Source organism: Pseudomonas sp. Larv2_ips (genome assembly GCF_963879675.1).
GTDB lineage: Bacteria > Pseudomonadota > Gammaproteobacteria > Pseudomonadales > Pseudomonadaceae > Aquipseudomonas.
The window spans coordinates 471165-490733 of the sequence record NZ_CAWOAW010000027.1 but is presented as its reverse complement, the minus strand read 5'-3'; the positions used below and the strand labels follow the sequence as shown (position 1 = coordinate 490733).

The window sequence follows — 19569 nt, the reverse complement described above, 5'->3', positions numbered from 1 at the left end:
GCTCTTCACACACTCTATATAGAGGGAACCGCTCATATAACCCCCGCTTCCTTTAAAGCAGCCACACTCGCCGGCCCCAGCCCAAGCACTCCTTGCAGCACCTGAACCGTGTGCTCCCCCAATAGAGGAGGCGCGCTACGATACTCAACCGGCGTCTTGGATAGCCTGATCGGGCTCGCTACCTGAGGCACCATCCCCGCCAACGCGTGCGGCAATGCCATCGCCAGCCCCCGCGCCTTGACCTGTGGGTCGGCGAACACCTGTGCCAAGTCATTGATAGGCCCGCAAGGCACACCCACTCGCTCCAGCTGCGATACCCACTCAGCCGTGGTCTTGAAGACCGTAGCCTGGCGAATCAACGGAATCAGCTCCGCGCGATTAGCCACCCGCAGCTTATTAGTAGCAAAGCGCGGATCCTCTGCCCATTGAGGCTGACCCGCCACTTCAGCGAACTTGCGAAACTGCCCGTCGTTACCCACCGTGAGGATGAAGTCACCATCAGCCGTGGGGAAATCCTGATAAGGCACGATATTGGGATGAGCATTGCCCAAACGCTTTGGTGAAATACCTGTCGTCAGGTAATTCATCGCCTGGTTAGCCAGGCATGCCACCTGCACATCCAGCAACGCCATATCAATGTGCTGCCCGCCACCATCATGATCGCGATGGGCCAGCGCTGCGAGAATGGCCACCGTCGAGTAGAGCCCGGTCAAGATGTCGGTCAACGCCACGCCCACCTTCACAGGCCCGGCCCCTTCGTCACCCTCTGGCCGACCGGTCAGGCTCATCAGGCCACCCAGCCCCTGGATCATGAAGTCATAACCCGCGCGCGTCGCATAAGGCCCCGTCTGACCAAAGCCTGTGATCGAGCAATAGATCAACTCGGGATTGATCTCCTTCAGCGATTCATAGTCCAGCCCATATGCCGCCAGACCACCCACCTTGAAGTTCTCGATCAGGATGTCGGACTTGGCCGCCAGGTCACGCACCAGCTTCTGCCCCTCCGGTCGCGTGAAGTCGATAGTCACCGACTCCTTGTTACGGTTGGCCGACAAGTAATACGCCGCTTCACTGGTGTTCTCGCCAAATGCATCCTTGAGAAAGGGCGGCCCCCATGCACGCGTGTCGTCGCCATTACCAGGCCGCTCGACCTTGATCACTTCAGCCCCAAGGTCCGCAAGGATCTGCCCGGACCAGGGGCCCGCCAGCACTCGCGATAAGTCCAGTACCCGCAGATGTGAAAGCGCGCCCATACCGTGCTCCTATTAATAGAACGCCTGAAGACCGGTTTGCGCACGCCCAAGAATCAAGGCGTGCACGTCATGCGTTCCTTCATAGGTGTTGACCACCTCCAGGTTGACCAAATGGCGCGCCACCCCGAACTCATCGGAAATACCGTTGCCACCCAACATGTCACGCGCCATACGGGCGATATCCAGGGACTTGCCGCACGAGTTGCGCTTCATGATCGACGTGATCTCAACCGCCGCCGTTCCCTCATCCTTCATGCGACCCAGACGCAGGCACCCTTGCAGCGCCAACGTGATCTCGGTCTGCATATCGGCCAGTTTCTTCTGGATCAGTTGGGTTGCCGCCAATGGACGCCCGAACTGATGACGATCCAGGGTGTACTGGCGAGCGGTATGCCAGCAGAACTCGGCAGCACCCAGCGCGCCCCAGGAGATGCCGTAACGCGCCGAGTTAAGGCAGGTGAAAGGCCCTTTCAAACCACGCACATCCGGGAAAATGTTTTCCTCCGGCACAAATACGTTATCCATGACGATTTCACCGGTAATGGAAGCCCGCAAGCCGACCTTGCCGTGAATCGCTGGAGCGCTCAGACCCTTCCAGCCCTTCTCAAGGACAAAACCACGGATATCCCCGGCATCGTCCTTGCCCCATACCACAAACACATCGGCGATCGGGCTATTGGTGATCCACATCTTGGCGCCAGTCAGGCTATAGCCGCCGTCTACCTTGCGCGCCCGCGTAATCATCGCGCCCGGATCAGAACCATGGTTAGGCTCCGTCAGGCCAAAGCAGCCGATCCATTCCCCGGATGCCAACTTCGGCAGGTACTTCTGCTTCTGCGCCTCGGTACCAAATTCGTTGATCGGCACCATGACCAATGACGACTGCACACTCATCATTGAGCGATAGCCGGAGTCGACACGCTCGACCTCACGGGCGATCAGTCCATAACTGACGTAATTCAAGCCACTGCCACCGTACTGCTCAGGGATCATCGCGCCGAGCAGGCCGGTTTCGCCCATCTCGCGAAAGATCGCCGGGTCAGTCTTTTCATGGCGGAAGGCTTCGAGCACACGCGGCGCCAACTTGTCCTGGGCGAATTGCTCAGCACTGTCACGCACCATGCGCTCTTCTTCGGTGAGCTGTTGATCCAGCAGCAGCGGATCGATCCAGTTGAAGCTTGCCTTACCAGCCATGAATAAGCCCTCGCGGAAAAAATCAGAAGTCGTGGATGCAGCCTAGGCTGGGCTGACGCAGAGGGCAAACGAGGTTTCTGCATAGGGTTGTGCTAATTTCTCACTCCGAAACGACTGAGAAGGGCGCAGACGCGCTTTATAAGTGAGTACTCCGTACATGCGCAGAAAAATTCCCAGTACGACGGCCCTGGTCAGCTTTGAGGCTGCGGCCCGCCACGAGAGCTTTACCAAGGCGGCGCACGAGCTATCCATCACTCAAGGCGCCATCTGTCGACAGATCGCCAGTCTTGAAGAGTTTTTGAGTGTCGAGCTATTTCGGCGCTCGAGGCGCGGGGTAAAACTGACGGAAGCGGGCCTGTCCTATAGCCGGCGTGTCGCCATGCAACTGGACGCCGTAGAGCGCGACACCTTGTCTGTAATGGGACAGCAGGGCGCCAACGTCATTGAACTGGCCGTGGTGCCGACCTTCGGCACGCAATGGCTGATCCCTCGACTGAAAGATTTTCAACGACAGCACCCAGAGGTGACCGTCAATCTCACCAACCGGACGCGCCCGTTTCTATTTGCCGATACCGAATTCGATGCTGCGATCTACTTCGGCGATGCGGACTGGTCCGGCACCGAGTCCCACCGCTTGATGGGGGAAAATCCGTTGCCGGTGTGCAGCCCGCGCTTGCTGGGTGACCGTGACCACTTCAGCCCTCAGCAGATCGCGCAATTGCCACTACTGCAGCAAACCACTCGGCCATACGCCTGGCGGCAGTGGTTCAGCGCGCAACAACTGAACATACCCCGTGACATGACAGGCCCACGTTACGAGCTATTCTCGATGTTGTCTCAGGCCGCCATGCATGACATGGGCATTGCGCTGATTCCGCCATTCCTTATCCAGCGCGAGCTTGAGGAGAAGCAATTAGTGATCGCAAGCACCGAGGCTCTCAGCAGCTCGAAGGCGTACTACCTGATGATTCCCGAAAGAAAAGTCGAATCCGCCTCACTGCACGCCTTCAGAGACTGGTTAATTGATCAATCACAGCGCTATAACCCCAATGTTTAAAGGCCCGATACCGCTTGCTGACCCTGTAGTCAGGAAATTCTAAATCCTACAGATGTACGGATATGTCGCATTTACACAGACTGTACCTGCCAGCCAGAAATCCGGCGCGAAGCTATGATCTACATGGCTTGCAGCGCCGATGAGCGGCCAATGCCCGCCCATTCACCGCGACAATTGTAAAAAGTCTAAAAACAGCCTAAACCCCTCTAAACACCTGTATTTAAAGCGGTTATTAAAGGGCATTGCGACAATCAGTCACAGGGTGACTTGTAGTTAATTTTTCGTCACCCGTCATAATCCCTTGATGGCCGTAAAGTTCGCCTGCAAAATGCCGCGCCCCGCTGTCATTTCGGCGGGATCGTGCTGATCGGCCGCCCCAGTTGCGCCACTCGCGGTGCACTGGCCTTTTTACAAAAAGATCAAAAGCAAAAAGATCATGCAGGAGATTTGACGTGCACATTGGTGTTCCTCTCGAAACCCAGACCGGTGAAACGCGGGTGGCTGCCACCCCGGAAACCATCAAGAAGCTGATCGGCCAGGGCCATAAGGTCACTGTTCAAAGCGGTGCAGGCATTAAAGCCAGTGTCGTGGACAGTGCCTATGAAACGGCAGGCGCAACCATTGGCAGTGCCGAGGATGCGTTGGGTGCCGAGCTGATTCTCAAGGTGGTTGCCCCCAGCGACAGCGAACTGGCGCTGATCAAAAGCGGCACCGTGTTGGTGGGCATGCTCAACCCGTTCAGCAACGAAACCATCGCCAAACTCGCCGAGCGCGGCATTACGGCCTTCGCCCTTGAAGCTGCACCGCGCACCTCGCGGGCCCAGAGTCTTGACGTGCTGTCATCGCAAGCGAACATCGCCGGCTATAAAGCGGTATTGCTGGCAGCCCATCACTACCCACGCTTCATGCCAATGCTGATGACTGCCGCCGGCACCGTCAAAGCCGCGCGCGTGCTGATCCTCGGCGCTGGCGTTGCAGGCTTGCAGGCGATTGCCACGGCCAAACGCCTGGGCGCAGTGATCGAAGCGTCCGACGTGCGCCCGGCAGTAAAAGAGCAGATCGAATCCCTGGGTGCCAAGTTTGTCGACGTGCCCTACGAAACCGATGAAGAACGCGAATGCGCCGTCGGCGTCGGCGGTTATGCGCGCCCCATGCCTTCCAGCTGGATGCAGCGCCAGGCCCTGGCAGTGCACGAACGCGCCAAGCAAGCCGACATTGTTATCACCACCGCGCTGATCCCGGGCCGCAAGGCACCGACCCTGTTGAGTGCTGAAACCGTCGCACAAATGAAACCCGGCTCCGTGGTCATCGACCTCGCCGCAGCCCAGGGCGGTAACTGCCCGCTGACAGTCGCCGATCAGGTGATCGTGGAAAACGGCGTGACCATCTGCGGCCCGACCAACCTGGCCGGCGCAGTGGCTGCTGATGCGTCTGCTCTGTATGCGCGCAACCTGCTGGACTTCCTGAAGCTGGTCTTCACCAAGGAAGGGCAGTTTGAAATCAACCTCGAAGACGACATCGTCGCCGCGTGCCTGATGTGCCGCGACGGCCAAGTCATCCGTAAAAACGCCTAAGCAGGGATTCAGACGATGGAAGAGCTTATCTCCCCCGGTATCTACAACCTGATCATCTTTGTGCTGGCGATTTACGTCGGTTACCACGTGGTTTGGAACGTCACCCCCGCGTTGCACACGCCATTGATGGCCGTGACCAACGCGATCTCGGCGATTGTGATCGTCGGCGCCATGCTGGCGGCGGCCCTTACCGTGACACCCCTGGGCAAGACCATGGGCACTCTGGCTGTGGCTCTGGCGGCGGTCAACGTGTTCGGCGGCTTCCTGGTAACGCGCAGGATGCTCGAGATGTTCAAGAAAAAAGCCCCGAAAGTAAAAGAAGAGGCGCCGAAGTAATGAGCATGAATCTTGTAACGACGCTCTACCTGATCGCGTCGATCTGCTTTATCCAGGCCCTTAAAGGCTTGTCACACCCCACTACGTCGCGACGCGGCAACCTGTTTGGCATGCTCGGCATGGCGCTGGCGGTGCTGACCACCGTGGGCCTCATCTATAAGCTGGGCGCAGAGTTGGCTACCGCAGGCATTGGTTACGTCATTGTCGGCCTATTGATCGGCGGCACCGCCGGTTCAATCATGGCCAAGCGCGTAGAAATGACCAAGATGCCCGAGCTGGTGGCCTTCATGCACAGCATGATCGGCCTGGCCGCAGTGTTTATCGCCATCGCCGCCGTGGTCGAGCCGCAATCCCTGGGCATCGTCAAACACTTGGGCGACTCGATCCCTGCCGGTAACCGCTTGGAACTGTTCCTCGGCGCGGCCATCGGTGCCATCACCTTCTCCGGTTCGGTGATCGCGTTCGGCAAGCTGTCGGGCAAGTACAAGTTCCGCCTGTTCCAGGGCGCACCGGTACAGTTCGGCGGCCAGCACAAGCTGAACCTGGTGCTGGGCCTTGCAACTCTGGGTCTGGGCCTGGCGTTCATGTTCACTGGCAACCTCAGCGCCTTCGCACTGATGCTGGCCCTGGCGTTTGTGCTTGGGGTGCTGATCATCATCCCGATTGGCGGCGCCGACATGCCGGTCGTCGTGTCGATGCTCAACAGCTACTCCGGCTGGGCAGCGGCGGGTATCGGCTTCTCGCTGAACAACTCGATGCTGATCATCGCCGGCTCGCTGGTAGGCTCCAGCGGCGCGATCCTGTCGTACATCATGTGCAAGGCGATGAACCGCTCGTTCTTCAATGTACTGCTCGGCGGCTTCGGCAACACAGCCGATGCGGCGGGTCCTGCGGGTTCGAAAGAAGCGCGCCCGGTCAAATCCGGCTCTGCCGACGACGCGACTTTCCTGCTGACCAACGCCGACACCGTGATCATCGTGCCGGGCTATGGCTTGGCGGTGGCACGTGCGCAACATGCGCTTAAAGAGCTGACCGAGAAGCTGACCCACCGCGGCGTGACCGTGAAGTATGCGATCCACCCGGTGGCGGGCCGTATGCCTGGCCATATGAACGTGCTGCTGGCTGAGGCCGAAGTGCCTTATGACCAGGTGTTCGAGATGGAAGACATCAACTCCGAGTTCGGCCAGGCCGACGTGGTACTGGTGCTGGGCGCGAACGACGTGGTCAACCCGGCCGCCAAGAACGACCCTAACTCGCCGATTGCCGGCATGCCGATCCTTGAGGCGTTCAAGGCCAAGACCATCATCGTCAACAAGCGCTCGATGGCCAGCGGCTACGCGGGCCTGGATAACGAGTTGTTCTACCTGGACAAAACCATGATGGTCTTCGGTGATGCCAAGAAGGTCATCGAAGACATGGTCAAAGCCGTCGAATAACACTGCGCCAGCGCAATACCCGAAACCCTGGCCTGCAGTAGGCTGGGGTTTTTTATTGCTGGATTAAACCCGACCAAAGGCTCTAAATCGCCGCCTGGCATTCGACCATGGTAGCGGGCCGAAATTTTTTGAAATCACTACACTGCCCACCTTGCTTCCGTAGCCTGAGATAACAATTCATGTACCGTGATCGTATCCGCTTGCCTTCGTTGTTGAACAAGGTCATGAGCGCGGCAGACGCCGCCGCACTGATCGAGGACGGCATGACCGTCGGCATGAGCGGCTTCACCCGAGCCGGTGAAGCCAAGGCCGTCCCTCACGCCCTGGCCGAACGCGCCAAGACTTCGCCGCTGAAAATCACTCTGATGACCGGCGCCAGCCTGGGCAATGACCTGGACAAGCAACTGACCGAAGCCGGCGTGCTGTCCCGACGCATGCCATTTCAGGTCGACAGCACCCTGCGCAAGGCGATCAACGCCGGCGAGGTGATGTTTATCGATCAGCATTTGTCGGAAACCGTCGAGCAACTGCGCAACAACCAGCTCAAGCTGCCGGATATTGCCGTGATCGAAGCCGTCGCGATCACCGAGCAAGGCCATATCGTGCCGACCACCTCCGTGGGCAACTCGGCCAGCTTTGCGATTTTCGCCAAGCACGTGATCGTTGAGATCAACCTGGCGCACAACCCGAACCTGGAAGGGTTGCACGACATTTATATTCCAACCTACCGGCCGACGCGCACGCCGATCCCGCTGGTCAAGGTCGACGACCGCATCGGCAGCACCGCGATTCCGATCCCGCCGGAAAAGATTGTCGCCATTGTAATCACCAACCAGCCTGATTCCGCGTCCACCGTGACGCCGCCGGACGCCGATACCCAAGGCATCGCCAATCACCTGATCAATTTTCTCAAACAGGAAGTGGACGCCGGTCGCATGACCAACAAGCTCGGCCCGCTGCAGGCCGGGATTGGCAACATTGCCAACGCAGTGATGTGCGGTTTGATCGAATCGCCGTTTGAAGACCTGACGATGTATTCGGAAGTCCTGCAGGATTCGACTTTCGACCTGATCGATGCGGGCAAGCTGAGCTTCGCTTCGGGCAGCTCGATTACCTTGTCGCAACGGCGCAACGCCGACGTGTTCGGCAACCTGGAGCACTACAAGGACAAGCTGGTGCTGCGCCCACAGGAAATCTCCAACCACCCTGAGGTGGTGCGTCGCCTGGGCATTATCGGCATCAATACCGCGCTGGAATTCGACATCTACGGCAACGTCAATTCCACCCATGTATGTGGCACGCGGATGATGAACGGTATTGGCGGCTCCGGGGACTTCGCGCGCAATGCGCACCTGGCAATCTTCGTTACCAAGTCGATCGCCAAGGGCGGCGCCATCTCCAGCGTCGTGCCGATGGTCAGCCATGTGGACCACACTGAGCATGATGTCGACATCCTGGTCACCGAAATTGGCCTTGCCGACTTGCGCGGCCTAGCGCCACGGGAACGGGCCCGGGTGATCATCGACAACTGTGTGCATCCGGCGTACCGCGATGCGCTGAACAACTACTTCACTGCTGCCTGTGCTATCGGCGGGCATACCCCGCATATCCTGCGCGAGGCACTGAGCTGGCACATTAACCTGGAGGAAACCGGGCATATGCTCAAGGCGTGATTGATACAGATTTGAGCTGATGCACACACAGTTGCATCAGCTCGAACGCACCCGCATCAATTCTGCAAAAAACTGTACTGCTGTACCGGTCATTTCCCACCGAATATTCCTACATGCATCACCTAAATCGCCTATTTCGCACTGTTTCAGTGCGGACAGGTACAGTTGCCCCATTTCCGTACAGTACAGCGGGTATAAACAGTTAACTGGCCCTTCACAATACAGGTGAACTGTATCTACAGAGTCTTGCGCCGGAGGAGGATCATTGGCATCAGTTAAACCACTACCTAATCCCGCCACAAGCGGAAGGATGTCATCATGGAACGTACACTCAGTTCCGATCTGTTCTTCGAAGAAAAAGCTGTAAACACCCAGGCTTCCCTGCCTTTGCGCGTTCTCGCCAACCTGATGTTGTGGCAGCGCCGCATCTCCAGCCGCCATCAACTGGCTCGTCTGGATTCGCGTCTGCTGGCTGACGCCGGTATCAGCGAAGCTCAACGCTACGAAGAGCTGAGCAAGCCGTTCTGGCGCTAATTGGCGCCCGCTGGCCCTGACCCACCGGGTCCACTGCCAGCACCCTGATTTGTCAAAGCAAAGCCCGCCCCGGGTAACCGGAGGCGGGCTTTGCTGTTTCTGGATTTCGGTTCTTGCATCGCCAAACAGATGAGCTGTTTAGCGACCAGTACAGTTTAAAAAATACTACAGTTAAGCAGTACAATTTAGACCTGGTGTATCTGTATTGGTATCAAAGTCGCGTCCAACATGGAGTTTCAATACCTCACGAAAGGCCATCCACATGCGCGCCTCGTCCAGTAAACGACTGCTTATTCGTACCGCCAGTGCCCTGGCTCGATGGGCTAAACAGGCCTATGAGCGCCAACAACTGGCCCAACTCAGCGCTCGGGAGCTGTCCGACGCAGGCATCAGCCAGGGCGACCGGATCGCCGAGCTGTCCAAACCGTTCTGGCGCGACTAAACCGCTGTGAGGCTTTCCGAATAGATAAACGGCAGCTTAAGATCGCGTCATCACGTGGCGAACCTTGTAGAACCGACGTCTGATGCTCAATTGCAACAACGTCGGTTTCACAGTGGCCGCTTTGCGCCGCTTTATTTGTTCATCTACAGGAGTCATTCCATGTCCCGTCTTCGCCTGCTGAGTGCCGCAGCCCTGTTGGCCGTGGCTGCCAATGCCAACGCAAGCAGCCTTATCGTGACCACCGATTCGATCGTCGGCGCGCTGAAAGCCACCTCCGATGCCAGCTCGGATGCCACCTCCTCCCTGCGTGACAACAAGGTCGTCCAGGCCGCTCGCGATGACGCCGCCAGCTTCGTTGCCAGCGAAGGCGCCATCCGTGGCGTGAAGCTGGAAAGCGCCCTGGCCCAGATCCGCCAACAAGCCCCGCAACTGAGTGCCGCGAGTGACACGCAGCTCGCCCAAGCGATCCTGGCTATCTGACGCAGATCGACATAAAAGCGCGCCAGCTGCTACCTCATGTGTCAGCGCTGGCTCTCGCCCGGGCGTTGCGCTAGCCTTGGCGCTCGCTTTCAGTTGTCGAGTCTCATGGTTTTTTCATACCGCCTGTTGATCGTTCCCGTATTATTTTCCATCTGCTGGTCACCCTTGGCTTCGGCCTTTGATGTGTCCACCCAGAGCACCGTCATCAGTGCCTACGCCACCAGCAAGGTGACGTCAGCGCCCTTTGACAGAAAGTTGGTAATGGCCGCCCAGGATGACGCTGCCGCTTTTATCGCCACTGACGGCCAATGGCGGGGCGCTCGTCTGGAATCCGCGCTGGATTATCTGCGCCGCACCCAGCCAAAACTTCATGCAAGCGACCTTGAACTGGCGCAAGCAATTCTCGTCCAATAATCATCTTTGTATTTTGGAGTTATTCCATGCGTAGCCCGCTGATCGCCGCCGCTCTCGGCCTGCTGTTGTTGGCCGATGTCGCCCACGCGCAAACCTTGAAGGCCACCAGTAACATCGTCGTGCGTGCCTCGGCCCGCACCATTGACTTCACCTCGGACACCACCACGTCCATACGCGACTCCAAAGTCGTACGCGAAGCCCACGACGACGCCGCCAGTTTCGTCGCCACCAATGGCGAGATCCGTGGCGCGCAATTGGAAGCCGCCTTTGACACCCTGCGAACCCGCGTGCCGCAAGCTCGCGATGCCAGTGACCAGACGCTCGCCGAAGCCATCCTCGCTCTGTGAGGCGCCTGGTCGCCTGGCTATTGGCCGGGACTGTGCTGCTCTGTGCAGGCGCAGCCCAGGCCAGCCTGCAACTGCGGCTCAAGACCGATGGCTTGAGCCCGGCCGAACAGCAGGCCAGCCAGGCATTGCTTGATGAAGCGATGCGCGCCTTGCCGCCGCGCTTTGTCGAGCAACTGGACCGACGCATCGATGTCGGCTGGACCGACAAAATGCCTGAAAATGCCTATGGTCAGGCCTCACTGGTGTCCGAGCTTGATCTGAATCAGAACCTGCTCGCCAGCCTGACCGACGGCAGCGCCGCCACCCAAAAAACCAATCGCCCACACGGCACTGTGCGCCGCGAAATGCTCGCCACCGTGCTGCATGAGCTGACTCACATCTATGACCGTGCGCGCCTGTGGACCAAAGACGACCGCGCGCTCATCCAGCGGTGTAGCCGCCAAAACAACATCACCGGCCTGATCGGCCTGCCCGATCAATGCCGTGGCCAGAATGATCGCCGCTTTACCTTGAGTGACGACCCGCGCCTGCTGGACCTCGCCGGCTGGCCGCAATACGTGGGCCGTCGCGGCGAGCGTGAACAACACAACCACCAGGTTGCCCGTAGCCCGGACATCTACGAAACCACCAGCCCGCTGGAGTTCGTGGCAGTCAACATGGAGTATTTCCTGCTCGACCCGAGCTACGCCTGCCGTCGCCCCGCGCTGTTTCGCTACTACAAGGAACACTTCGGCTGGGCGCCGCCCGAGCAAGACACCTGCGCCAAAACCTACGCCTTCCTGAATGCAGGCAACGATTTCGCCAAGACGCCACTGGGCCAGATCGATCCGGAGCGCGTGTACGAAATCGACTACCTGTTGGCCGAAGCCAACCAGAACCTGGTCAGCCGCTGGGGCCACAGCATGTTGCGCCTGGTGATCTGCGCGCCCGGTCGCCCGCGCGGTCCGGATTGCCGCCTGGATCTGGACCAACACCTGGTCCTGTCCTACCGCGCCTTTGTCGGTGACGTACAGCTTTCGAGCTGGGATGGCCTGGTGGGCAAATACCCGTCACGCCTGTTCGTGCTGCCCCTGGCCCAAGTCATCGACGAATACACCAAGACCGAACTGCGCGGGCTGGCATCCGTACCGCTGAAACTCACCCGCCAAGAGATCAACGACACCGTCGAGCATGCCGCCGAAATGCATTGGAGCTACGACGGCAACTACTTCTTCATCTCCAACAACTGCGCGGTCGAAAGCCTCAAACTCCTGCGCAGTGGCAGCGCCAACCCACAGCTGACCGGGCTGGACAACATTACCCCCAACGGCCTGCTGGAAGTGCTCAGTGCACGCGGCCTGGCCGACACCAGCGTCCTCAAGGACAAACGCGAGGCACTGCGCCTGGGTTATCACTTCGACTCGTTCCGCGAGCGTTACCAGGCGATGTTCGATGTCCTGCGCAAACACTTGCCGATCAAGCAGACCGAGGTCGAAGACTGGCTGTCCCTCAGCGCAGAAGAACGCCGCCAATGGTTCAGTCAGGCCGACCTGCGCACCAGCGCCGCGCTGTTGCTGCTGGAACAGGCGAGCTATCGCAAACAGCTGATGCTGGCCCAGGACGAAGTCAAACAACGCTACCTCGGTGCTCGCGAGCTGAAAAACGGCGGCATGGAAAAAGCCAACAACACCCTGCAACAGATCCTCGCCAACAGCGGCTTCCTCAGCCGCCCGGCGGAGCTACTGGGCAGCAGTGGCTACGGCCTGCCACAACCGTCGGAATCCAAACGCCTGGAATCGGAAAGCGCCGAGCGCCAGAAGCAGTTGCAATCTTTGACCGGCGATCTGGATAAAGAGGTGAGAGTGCTGCTCGAACCTTCCCGCGCCGCCGAAATTGCCGCGTGTGAAGCCAATCTCAAACAGGTGGGCGAGCACCTGAGGGCGCTGCACAAAGCGGCGGGGGGCCTGGAGCTTCCATAATTCGCCCCACACAAGCTGACTCGCCCTACAGAAGAACCAGAAAAACCTCTCATCATCTGATTACACAGCGAAAGCTGGCTGAAAGCTTCCACGTCTAGGATCGCCACCACTGTCGGCAACAGACCGGCTGTTAACAACAACAATGGTGATTCCCGATGTCCGCTCGTCCTTGCCTTTTCGCTTCAACTCCACCCGTACGCCACGTGCCTTTCGTACTGCGCTGACCCCAAACCGGTTCGCCATTCCCTAGCCGCGCTACGCCTGGAGTATTCCTATGCTGACTTTCCTTGGCTTTGCCATGGTCATCACGTTCATGTTCCTGATCATGACCAAGCGCCTTTCCGCGCTGATTGCCTTGATCATCGTGCCCATCCTGTTCGCCCTGTTTGGTGGCTTTGCACCCGAGATCGGGCCGATGATGCTTGCGGGCATCACCAAGCTTGCGCCGACCGGCGTGATGCTGATGTTCGCCATTCTGTACTTTGCCCTGATGATCGACTCCGGGCTGTTCGACCCGGCCGTGCGCAAGATCCTCAAGATGGTCAAGGGCGACCCGCTGAAAGTGTCGGTCGGTACCGCCGTGCTGGCACTGGTGGTGTCTCTCGACGGTGACGGCGCGACTACCTACATGATCTGCGTCGCCGCCATGCTGCCGTTGTACCAGCGCATCGGCATGAGCCCGCGGATCATGGCCGGCCTGATCATCCTCGCCGGTGGCGTGATGAACATGACGCCATGGGGCGGCCCGACCGCCCGCGCCGCCAGTGCGCTGCACGTAGACCCCTCGGATATTTTCGTACCGATGATCCCGGCCATGGCCGCCGGCGTCGTGGCCATCCTGGCGATTGCTTATATGTACGGTAAACGCGAACGAGCGCGCCTGGGCGAACTGCACCTGCAGGGTGACGAGATCGACCACAGCGAGATCAGCGTGTCGCAGTTCCCGGATGCTCGTCGCCCGAAGCTGATCTGGTTCAACGGCGCCCTGACCTTTGCCCTGATGTGCACACTGATCGCCGGCTTGTTGCCGCTGCCAGTGCTGTTCATGGTGGCGTTCAGCATCGCGATGATCGTCAACTACCCGTGCCTGCAACAGCAGAAAGACCGCGTCGCTGCCCACGCAGGCAGCGTACTGGCGGTGGTGGGGCTGATCTTCGCTGCCGGTATTTTCACCGGCATCCTGTCGGGCACCGGCATGGTCGACGCCATGTCCAAAAGCTTGCTGGCGGTCATCCCCGAAGCCATGGGCCCTTACCTGGCGGTGATCACCGCGCTGGTGAGCATGCCGTTTACTTTCTTCATGTCCAACGATGCGTTTTACTACGGCGTACTGCCGGTACTCGCCGAAGCCGCCAGCCACTATGGCATCACTGCCGTGGAAATGGCCCGCGCGTCTATCGTCGGCCAACCCGTGCATCTGCTCAGCCCGCTGGTCCCTTCGACCTACCTGCTGGTAGCCCTGGCCGGTATCGAATTTGGCGATCACCAACGCTTTACCCTCAAGTGGGCAGTGCTGGTATGCCTGTGCATAATGTTCGCCGCTTTGCTGATGGGGATTTTTCCGCTGTTCAGCACTCTATAATCGTACCCACTCACCCGCGCGGCGCTGCAGCTTGCGCGGTTTAACATTTGCTCAAAGGAATACACATGGAATGGCTGACCAATCCGGAAATCTGGATTGCCTTCTTCACCCTGACGGCCCTCGAGATCGTCCTGGGCATCGATAACATCATCATGATTTCGATCCTGGTCAGCCGCATGCCCAAGCATATGCAGGCGCGCACCCGGATCTTCGGCCTGGCACTGGCCATGGTCACGCGAATCCTGCTGCTGCTGTCGATCACCTGGGTCATGCAACTGACCGCCGACCTGTTCGTGGTCTTCGGCCAAGGCATTTCCGGCCGCGACCTGATCCTGTTCTTCGGTGGCCTGTTCCTGCTGTGGAAAAGCTCCCAGGAGATGTACCACGCACTGGAAGGCGAAGACGAAACCCACGACGAGCCGAAAGGCGCCGGCGGCAAGTTCATCTACACCATCATTCAGATCGCCATCATCGACATCGTGTTCTCGCTGGACTCGGTGATTACTGCGGTTGGCATGGTTTCTCACGTGCCGGTGATGGTGGCAGCGATCGTGGTGGCCGTTCTGGTGATGATGCTGGCTGCTGGCACCATCAGCGAATTCATCGACAAGCACCCGTCGCTGAAGATGCTCGCGCTGTCGTTCCTGCTGGTAGTGGGTACGGTGCTGATTGCCGAATCCTTCGACGTGCACGTGCCAAAAGGCTACGTCTACTTCGCCATGGCGTTCTCGCTGGCGGTGGAAGCGATCAATATCAAGATGCGCACCGCCATCGCGAAAAAGAAGAAACAGCAGGATCCAGTGAAACTGCGCAAGGACATTCCGGGTCAATAACACCGACCCGCTGCTGAAAAGGGGCTTTCGAGCCCCTTTTTTCATCTGCAAAAAACTGATTTCATGACAGTTTTATTTCAAACACGACTTTAGCTATGCGATGCTGGCGCGCAGCCCATTCGCCAACTACAGCTTAAGTACAAGACGTAGAGCGGCACGCGGCAATTCTTATTTGCTCTTTTTGAGCTAACCCACACGGGGGGCCGAGCATGCTGACCTTGCTCAATCTGCTTTCCGCCGTGACCCTGCTTATCTGGGGCACGCATATCGTCCGTACCGGCATCTTGCGGGTCTACGGCTCCAACTTGCGCCAAGTCATCGGGCAGAACATGTCCAAGCGCTGGCTGGCGTTTGTCGCCGGTATCCTGGTGACGGCCATGGTGCAAAGCAGTAACGCCACGGCAATGCTGGTGACATCTTTTGTCGGGCAGGGCCTGATGGGGCTCACGCCTGCCTTGGCGACCATGCTCGGTGCCGACGTCGGTACAGCGTTGATGGCGCGCGTGCTGACCTTTGACCTGTCCTGGCTGTCGCCGCTGCTGATTTTTCTCGGGGTGATTTTCTTCCTGTCGCGTAAACAGACGCGAGCAGGGCAGATGGGCCGCGTCGGCATCGGCCTGGGCCTGATCATCCTGGCACTGCAACTGATTGTCGAAGCCGCCGGGCCCATCACCCATGCCCAAGGCGTCAAAGTGCTGTTTGCCTCGCTGACCGGCGACATCCTGCTGGATGCCCTGGTCGGTGCATTGTTCGCGATGATTTCCTACTCCAGCCTGGCTGCCGTACTGCTCACGGCAACCCTGGCCGGGGCGGGCGTGATCGGCCTGCACGTGGCCATCGGCCTGGTGATCGGCGCCAACATCGGCAGTGGCGTGCTGGCGTTTCTCAGTACCAGCATGCAGAACGCGGCCGGTCGGCAAGTGGCACTGGGCAGCCTGCTGTACAAACTGATCGGCTTGCTGCTGATCATCCCGGTGCTCGACCCGCTCGTGGGCTGGATGGACGGCCTGGACTACAGCGCCCAAGGCATGGTCATTACCTTCCACCTGCTCTACAACGTCAGCCGCTGCCTCATCCTGCTGCCGACGATCGGCCCAATGGCGCGCTTGTGCGCCTGGTTGCTGCCGGAACAAGCCGAGACCAACGGCAAAGCCAAACCGCGCCACCTCGACCTTGCCGCACTCGACACCCCAAGCCTGGCATTGGCCAACGCCGCGCGCGAAACCCTGCGCCTGGGCGACCTGATCGACAACATGCTCACCGCAATGCTCGAAGTGTTGCGCGGCAAGCAAACCGCCATCACTCAGGAAATGCGCAGCCTCAGTGACGACGTTGAAGCCCTGTACAGCGCGATCAAGCTTTACCTGGCGCAAATGCCCCGTGAAGACCTCAGCGAACAGGACAGCCGTCGCTGGGCCGAGATCATCGAACTGTCGATCAACCTGAAACTGGCTGGCGACCTGATCGAGCGCATGCTGCGCAAAGTCCAGCAGCAGAAAACCTCGCAACGTCGGCAGTTCTCCGAAGTAGGCCTGGAGGAGCTGGCCGGCCTGCATACCCAGCTGATTGCCAACCTGCGTCTGGGCCTGTCGGTGTTCCTCAGTGCCGACCCGGAAAGCGCCCGCCAACTGCTGCGCGAGAAGCGCCGCTTCCGCGCTCAGGAACGCCGCTTGGCTCACGCCCACGTCAGCCGTCTGCAACGCAAGATCGTACAGAGCCTGGAAACCAGCTCCCTGCACCTTGAGCTGATTGCCGACATGAAACGCCTCAACTCGCTGTTCTGCAGCAGCGCCTACGTCGTGCTAGAAACGTCCGACACCGGCGCACTCTCGGCCGAAGATATCGCCGACATCACCCATTCACCCTGAACGTACGACGGTGAGTGAAGTCAGTTAACAGTGGACCTCACTCGCCAGGAAGCTGTTATGCGTCGCCTGTTATTCGCCTGCCTGCTCATGGGCTCGGCACATACCTTTGCCTTTGACCGCCTGCAAGTCGAGGGCTACACCTTGCCGAACGGCCTGCAATTGCTGCTCAAACCGGGCACCGAGCGCGGGCACGTGGCTATCCGCCTGGTGGTAGGCGTAGGCCTGGATGACTTCCCTTGTGAAGAAAAAGAGCTGCCGCACCTGCTCGAACACGTGTTGTTCAGTGGCATCGATGGCGGCGGCGAAGGCGACCTCGAAGAACGCATGCAGGCCTTGGGCGGCGACTGGAACGCCTACACCAGCAACGCCGACACCACTTTCGTGATTGAAGCGCCCGCGCAAAACCAGCGCAAAGTGCTGGATTTGCTGTTGGCCATCATCACTCGCACAGAACTGACCGACGCCAACATCACTGCGGCCAAGCGCGTGGTCGAACGCGAAGACGGCGGGCATTACTCGCACCTGCAACGCCTGCTCGACCGCCAGGACCTTGGCCACACCGCCAGCAACCAATTGGCCGTCGAGCTGGGGCTCAAGTGCGCTGAACGCGCCGAGGTCGACCACTTGATCCGCGATCAATTGCAAGCGCTGCGCAAAAACTGGTACGCGCCCAACAACATGACCCTGATCATCGTCGGCGACCTCGACAAACTGCTGCCGGCCTACCTGGAACGCACCTACGGCCAACTTGATCCGATCGAGCCGAGCGAGCACTTGCCACTTCCGGAAATCCAGCACGCCGCCGCCAGCCATCGCGACCTGATCCACGGCTGGATCGGTGACAGCGCCAAACTGCACTGGCTGTTCCCGGAACCGGTACTGGACGACCAGCATGATGAAACCTACGACCTGCTCAAGGACTACCTCGACTGGGCGCTGTACCGCCAACTGCGCCTCAAGCACGGTTTATCCTACGGCCCTTGGAGCGAGCGTGAAGTGCTCGGCGGCGTCGGTTTCCTGAGCCTGAATGCCGACCTTGAGCGCGAAAACCTGCCGCAAGCCGAACAGGTGCTGCAAGCGCTCAAGGCGCAACTGCTCAAGGACGGCCTCGACGCGGCCACCTTCGCCCGCCTGCAGCAAGCTGCCATCGCGCGCCAGGCGTGGGCCGTGCAGGGCAACAGTGCGCTGGCCGATTACTACTGGAGTGCATCCGGCGACTACGCCGACGGCCGCTTCAGCGACCCGGTCAAACGCATCAAGGCGGTCAACCTGAAGCAGGCCAACCAGGCCATGCGCCAACTGTTTGACCAGGCGGGTTACTGGCGTATCGAAAAACCGCTGCTGAGCTACGACAGCCTGACCTGGATCGGCGCGGGTGTGCTCGGGTTGATCGCCATTGTGTTGGGCGGCCTGCGGCTTTATCGCAAACGGATCGCGTAATGAGGCACCGAACACAGGGCTAAGACGCTATTCTGTCTGGGTTTTTTCCTACACACATTGTGGATCGCTCATGCCAAAGCTGCCGCCCCTTATCCAGCGCATTCTCGTCCTGATCAAGCGCTACCCGGGGGTCATCGCACTCGGTGGGTTTATCTCGGGTGTGTGCAGTTTCATGCTGGTGGATCGCCAACAGGGCATGGCCAGCTGGATCGCCGTGATCATGCTGGTGAGCTGGCTGTGGCTGATGCTGGAAAACAGCTTCACCCAGCTGTTCGCCAAGGTCTTCAAACGCGAAATCCCCGAACCCCTGCTGCGCTACGCCACCCAGATGATCCACCAGGAAAGTCTGTTTTTTGTGCTGCCCTTCTTTTTCGTCACCACCACCTGGAACAGCGGCCAGTCGGTTTTCACCGGCCTGCTCGGCGCGGCGGCACTGGTGTCGATCACCGACCCGCTGTACTACAAATGGCTGGCGCCGAAACGCTCGCTGTTCCTGGCGCTGCACACACTGACCTTGTTCGCCGCGCTGCTCACCGCGCTGCCGATCATCCTGCACCTGACCACCGCTGAAAGTTACAAATTGGCGCTGGGTGTGGCCATGGCGCTGTCGATCCCGAGCCTGGCGGTCAGCTTGCCGCTGCGCAGCTTCAAAGGTTGGGCGATGCTGCTGGGGGTGACGGCCGCCATCGGCTGCGCCGGCTGGTTCCTGCGCACGTGGGTACCGCCGGCCACGCTGTGGATGACCGAAGTGGCGATCAGCACCCAACTGCAGGACCGGACGCCCGGAGATGACCTCAAGGAAGTCACCGCCGCCCAACTGCGCAGTGGCGGGCTGTACGCCTACACCGCAATCAACGCGCCGCGCGGGCTGGATGAGCGGATTTACCATGTGTGGAAATTCAACGGCAAAGAGGTCGACCGCATTGCCCTGGATATTCACGGCGGGCGCGACGAAGGCTACCGCGCCTGGACGCACAAGCAGAACTTCCCCGCCGATGCGGTAGGCCGCTGGCAAGTGCGGGTGCTGACGGAGGACGGACAGGTCATTGGCGTGCTGCGCTTCAAAGTCACTGACACAGCACAAACGGACACGCCAAAGTAGGCCGTATCGTGCTATTACGTAGGAATTCTGGATAGCCAAACAAGCT

The 19569-nt window shown here is 59.4% G+C and carries 18 protein-coding genes; 16 read left to right on the top strand and 2 right to left on the bottom strand.

Annotated elements, in window-relative coordinates:
* Positions 1–32: 32 nt before the first annotated feature.
* Entirely contained in the window at positions 33–1253 is a 1221-nt protein-coding gene (locus AACV02_RS19185; RefSeq protein ID WP_106576067.1) for a CaiB/BaiF CoA transferase family protein, read from the bottom strand.
* A 12-nt stretch (positions 1254–1265) separates the two neighbouring features.
* Complete coding sequence (locus AACV02_RS19180; RefSeq protein ID WP_053253703.1) at positions 1266–2447, bottom strand: acyl-CoA dehydrogenase; 1182 nt, start codon at positions 2445–2447, stop codon at positions 1266–1268.
* 157 nt (positions 2448–2604) lie between these two features.
* Between AACV02_RS19180 and AACV02_RS19175 the strand changes: the two genes are divergently transcribed.
* The 16 genes from AACV02_RS19175 to AACV02_RS19100 all read left to right on the top strand — a co-directional run bounded on the left by AACV02_RS19175 (position 2605) and on the right by AACV02_RS19100 (position 19523).
* Positions 2605–3504: a LysR family transcriptional regulator gene (locus tag AACV02_RS19175; RefSeq protein ID WP_119741362.1), complete on the top strand. Its 900-nt coding sequence runs from the start codon at positions 2605–2607 to the stop codon at positions 3502–3504.
* 452 nt (positions 3505–3956) lie between these two features.
* A complete protein-coding gene (locus tag AACV02_RS19170) occupies positions 3957–5078 on the top strand; it encodes a Re/Si-specific NAD(P)(+) transhydrogenase subunit alpha (protein WP_119741360.1) in 1122 nt (373 codons plus the stop codon).
* 15 nt (positions 5079–5093) lie between these two features.
* Positions 5094–5414 (top strand): NAD(P) transhydrogenase subunit alpha, encoded by a 321-nt coding sequence (locus tag AACV02_RS19165; protein WP_003187417.1) that lies wholly within the window; start codon positions 5094–5096, stop codon positions 5412–5414.
* A complete protein-coding gene (locus AACV02_RS19160; protein ID WP_119741358.1) occupies positions 5414–6850 on the top strand; it encodes an NAD(P)(+) transhydrogenase (Re/Si-specific) subunit beta in 1437 nt (478 codons plus the stop codon). The genes AACV02_RS19165 and AACV02_RS19160 overlap by 1 nt, the downstream gene beginning before the upstream one ends.
* A gap of 179 nt (positions 6851–7029) precedes the next feature.
* Entirely contained in the window at positions 7030–8523 is a 1494-nt protein-coding gene (locus AACV02_RS19155; RefSeq protein WP_119741356.1) for an acetyl-CoA hydrolase/transferase family protein, read from the top strand.
* A gap of 318 nt (positions 8524–8841) precedes the next feature.
* The gene (locus AACV02_RS19150) at positions 8842–9057 is read left to right on the top strand and encodes a DUF1127 domain-containing protein (RefSeq protein WP_003214752.1); all 216 of its coding nucleotides are present in this window, start codon (positions 8842–8844) and stop codon (positions 9055–9057) included.
* Between the two features lie 262 nt (positions 9058–9319).
* On the top strand, positions 9320–9499 hold the full coding sequence (locus tag AACV02_RS19145; RefSeq protein WP_119741354.1) for a DUF1127 domain-containing protein: 180 nt from the start codon (positions 9320–9322) through the stop codon (positions 9497–9499).
* 159 nt (positions 9500–9658) lie between these two features.
* Entirely contained in the window at positions 9659–9979 is a 321-nt protein-coding gene (locus AACV02_RS19140) for a DUF2388 domain-containing protein (RefSeq protein WP_119741352.1), read from the top strand.
* A 105-nt stretch (positions 9980–10084) separates the two neighbouring features.
* Complete coding sequence (locus AACV02_RS19135; protein WP_119741350.1) at positions 10085–10393, top strand: DUF2388 domain-containing protein; 309 nt, start codon at positions 10085–10087, stop codon at positions 10391–10393.
* A 26-nt stretch (positions 10394–10419) separates the two neighbouring features.
* Complete coding sequence (locus tag AACV02_RS19130) at positions 10420–10740, top strand: DUF2388 domain-containing protein (RefSeq protein ID WP_106576059.1); 321 nt, start codon at positions 10420–10422, stop codon at positions 10738–10740.
* On the top strand, positions 10737–12698 hold the full coding sequence (locus AACV02_RS19125; protein ID WP_119741348.1) for a DUF7844 domain-containing protein: 1962 nt from the start codon (positions 10737–10739) through the stop codon (positions 12696–12698). Before AACV02_RS19130 ends, AACV02_RS19125 begins: the two co-directional genes overlap by 4 nt.
* A gap of 274 nt (positions 12699–12972) precedes the next feature.
* Positions 12973–14280: a CitMHS family transporter gene (locus AACV02_RS19120; RefSeq protein ID WP_106576057.1), complete on the top strand. Its 1308-nt coding sequence runs from the start codon at positions 12973–12975 to the stop codon at positions 14278–14280.
* A 65-nt stretch (positions 14281–14345) separates the two neighbouring features.
* Positions 14346–15113, top strand: coding sequence for a TerC family protein (locus tag AACV02_RS19115; protein WP_106576056.1), 768 nt, complete (start codon positions 14346–14348; stop codon positions 15111–15113).
* A gap of 209 nt (positions 15114–15322) precedes the next feature.
* Entirely contained in the window at positions 15323–16981 is a 1659-nt protein-coding gene (locus AACV02_RS19110) for a Na/Pi cotransporter family protein (protein WP_106576055.1), read from the top strand.
* Positions 16982–17038: 57 nt separating this feature from the next.
* Positions 17039–18421: a M16 family metallopeptidase gene (locus AACV02_RS19105; protein WP_119741346.1), complete on the top strand. Its 1383-nt coding sequence runs from the start codon at positions 17039–17041 to the stop codon at positions 18419–18421.
* A gap of 70 nt (positions 18422–18491) precedes the next feature.
* On the top strand, positions 18492–19523 hold the full coding sequence (locus AACV02_RS19100; RefSeq protein ID WP_106576053.1) for a DUF5924 family protein: 1032 nt from the start codon (positions 18492–18494) through the stop codon (positions 19521–19523).
* Positions 19524–19569: the final 46 nt, after the last annotated feature.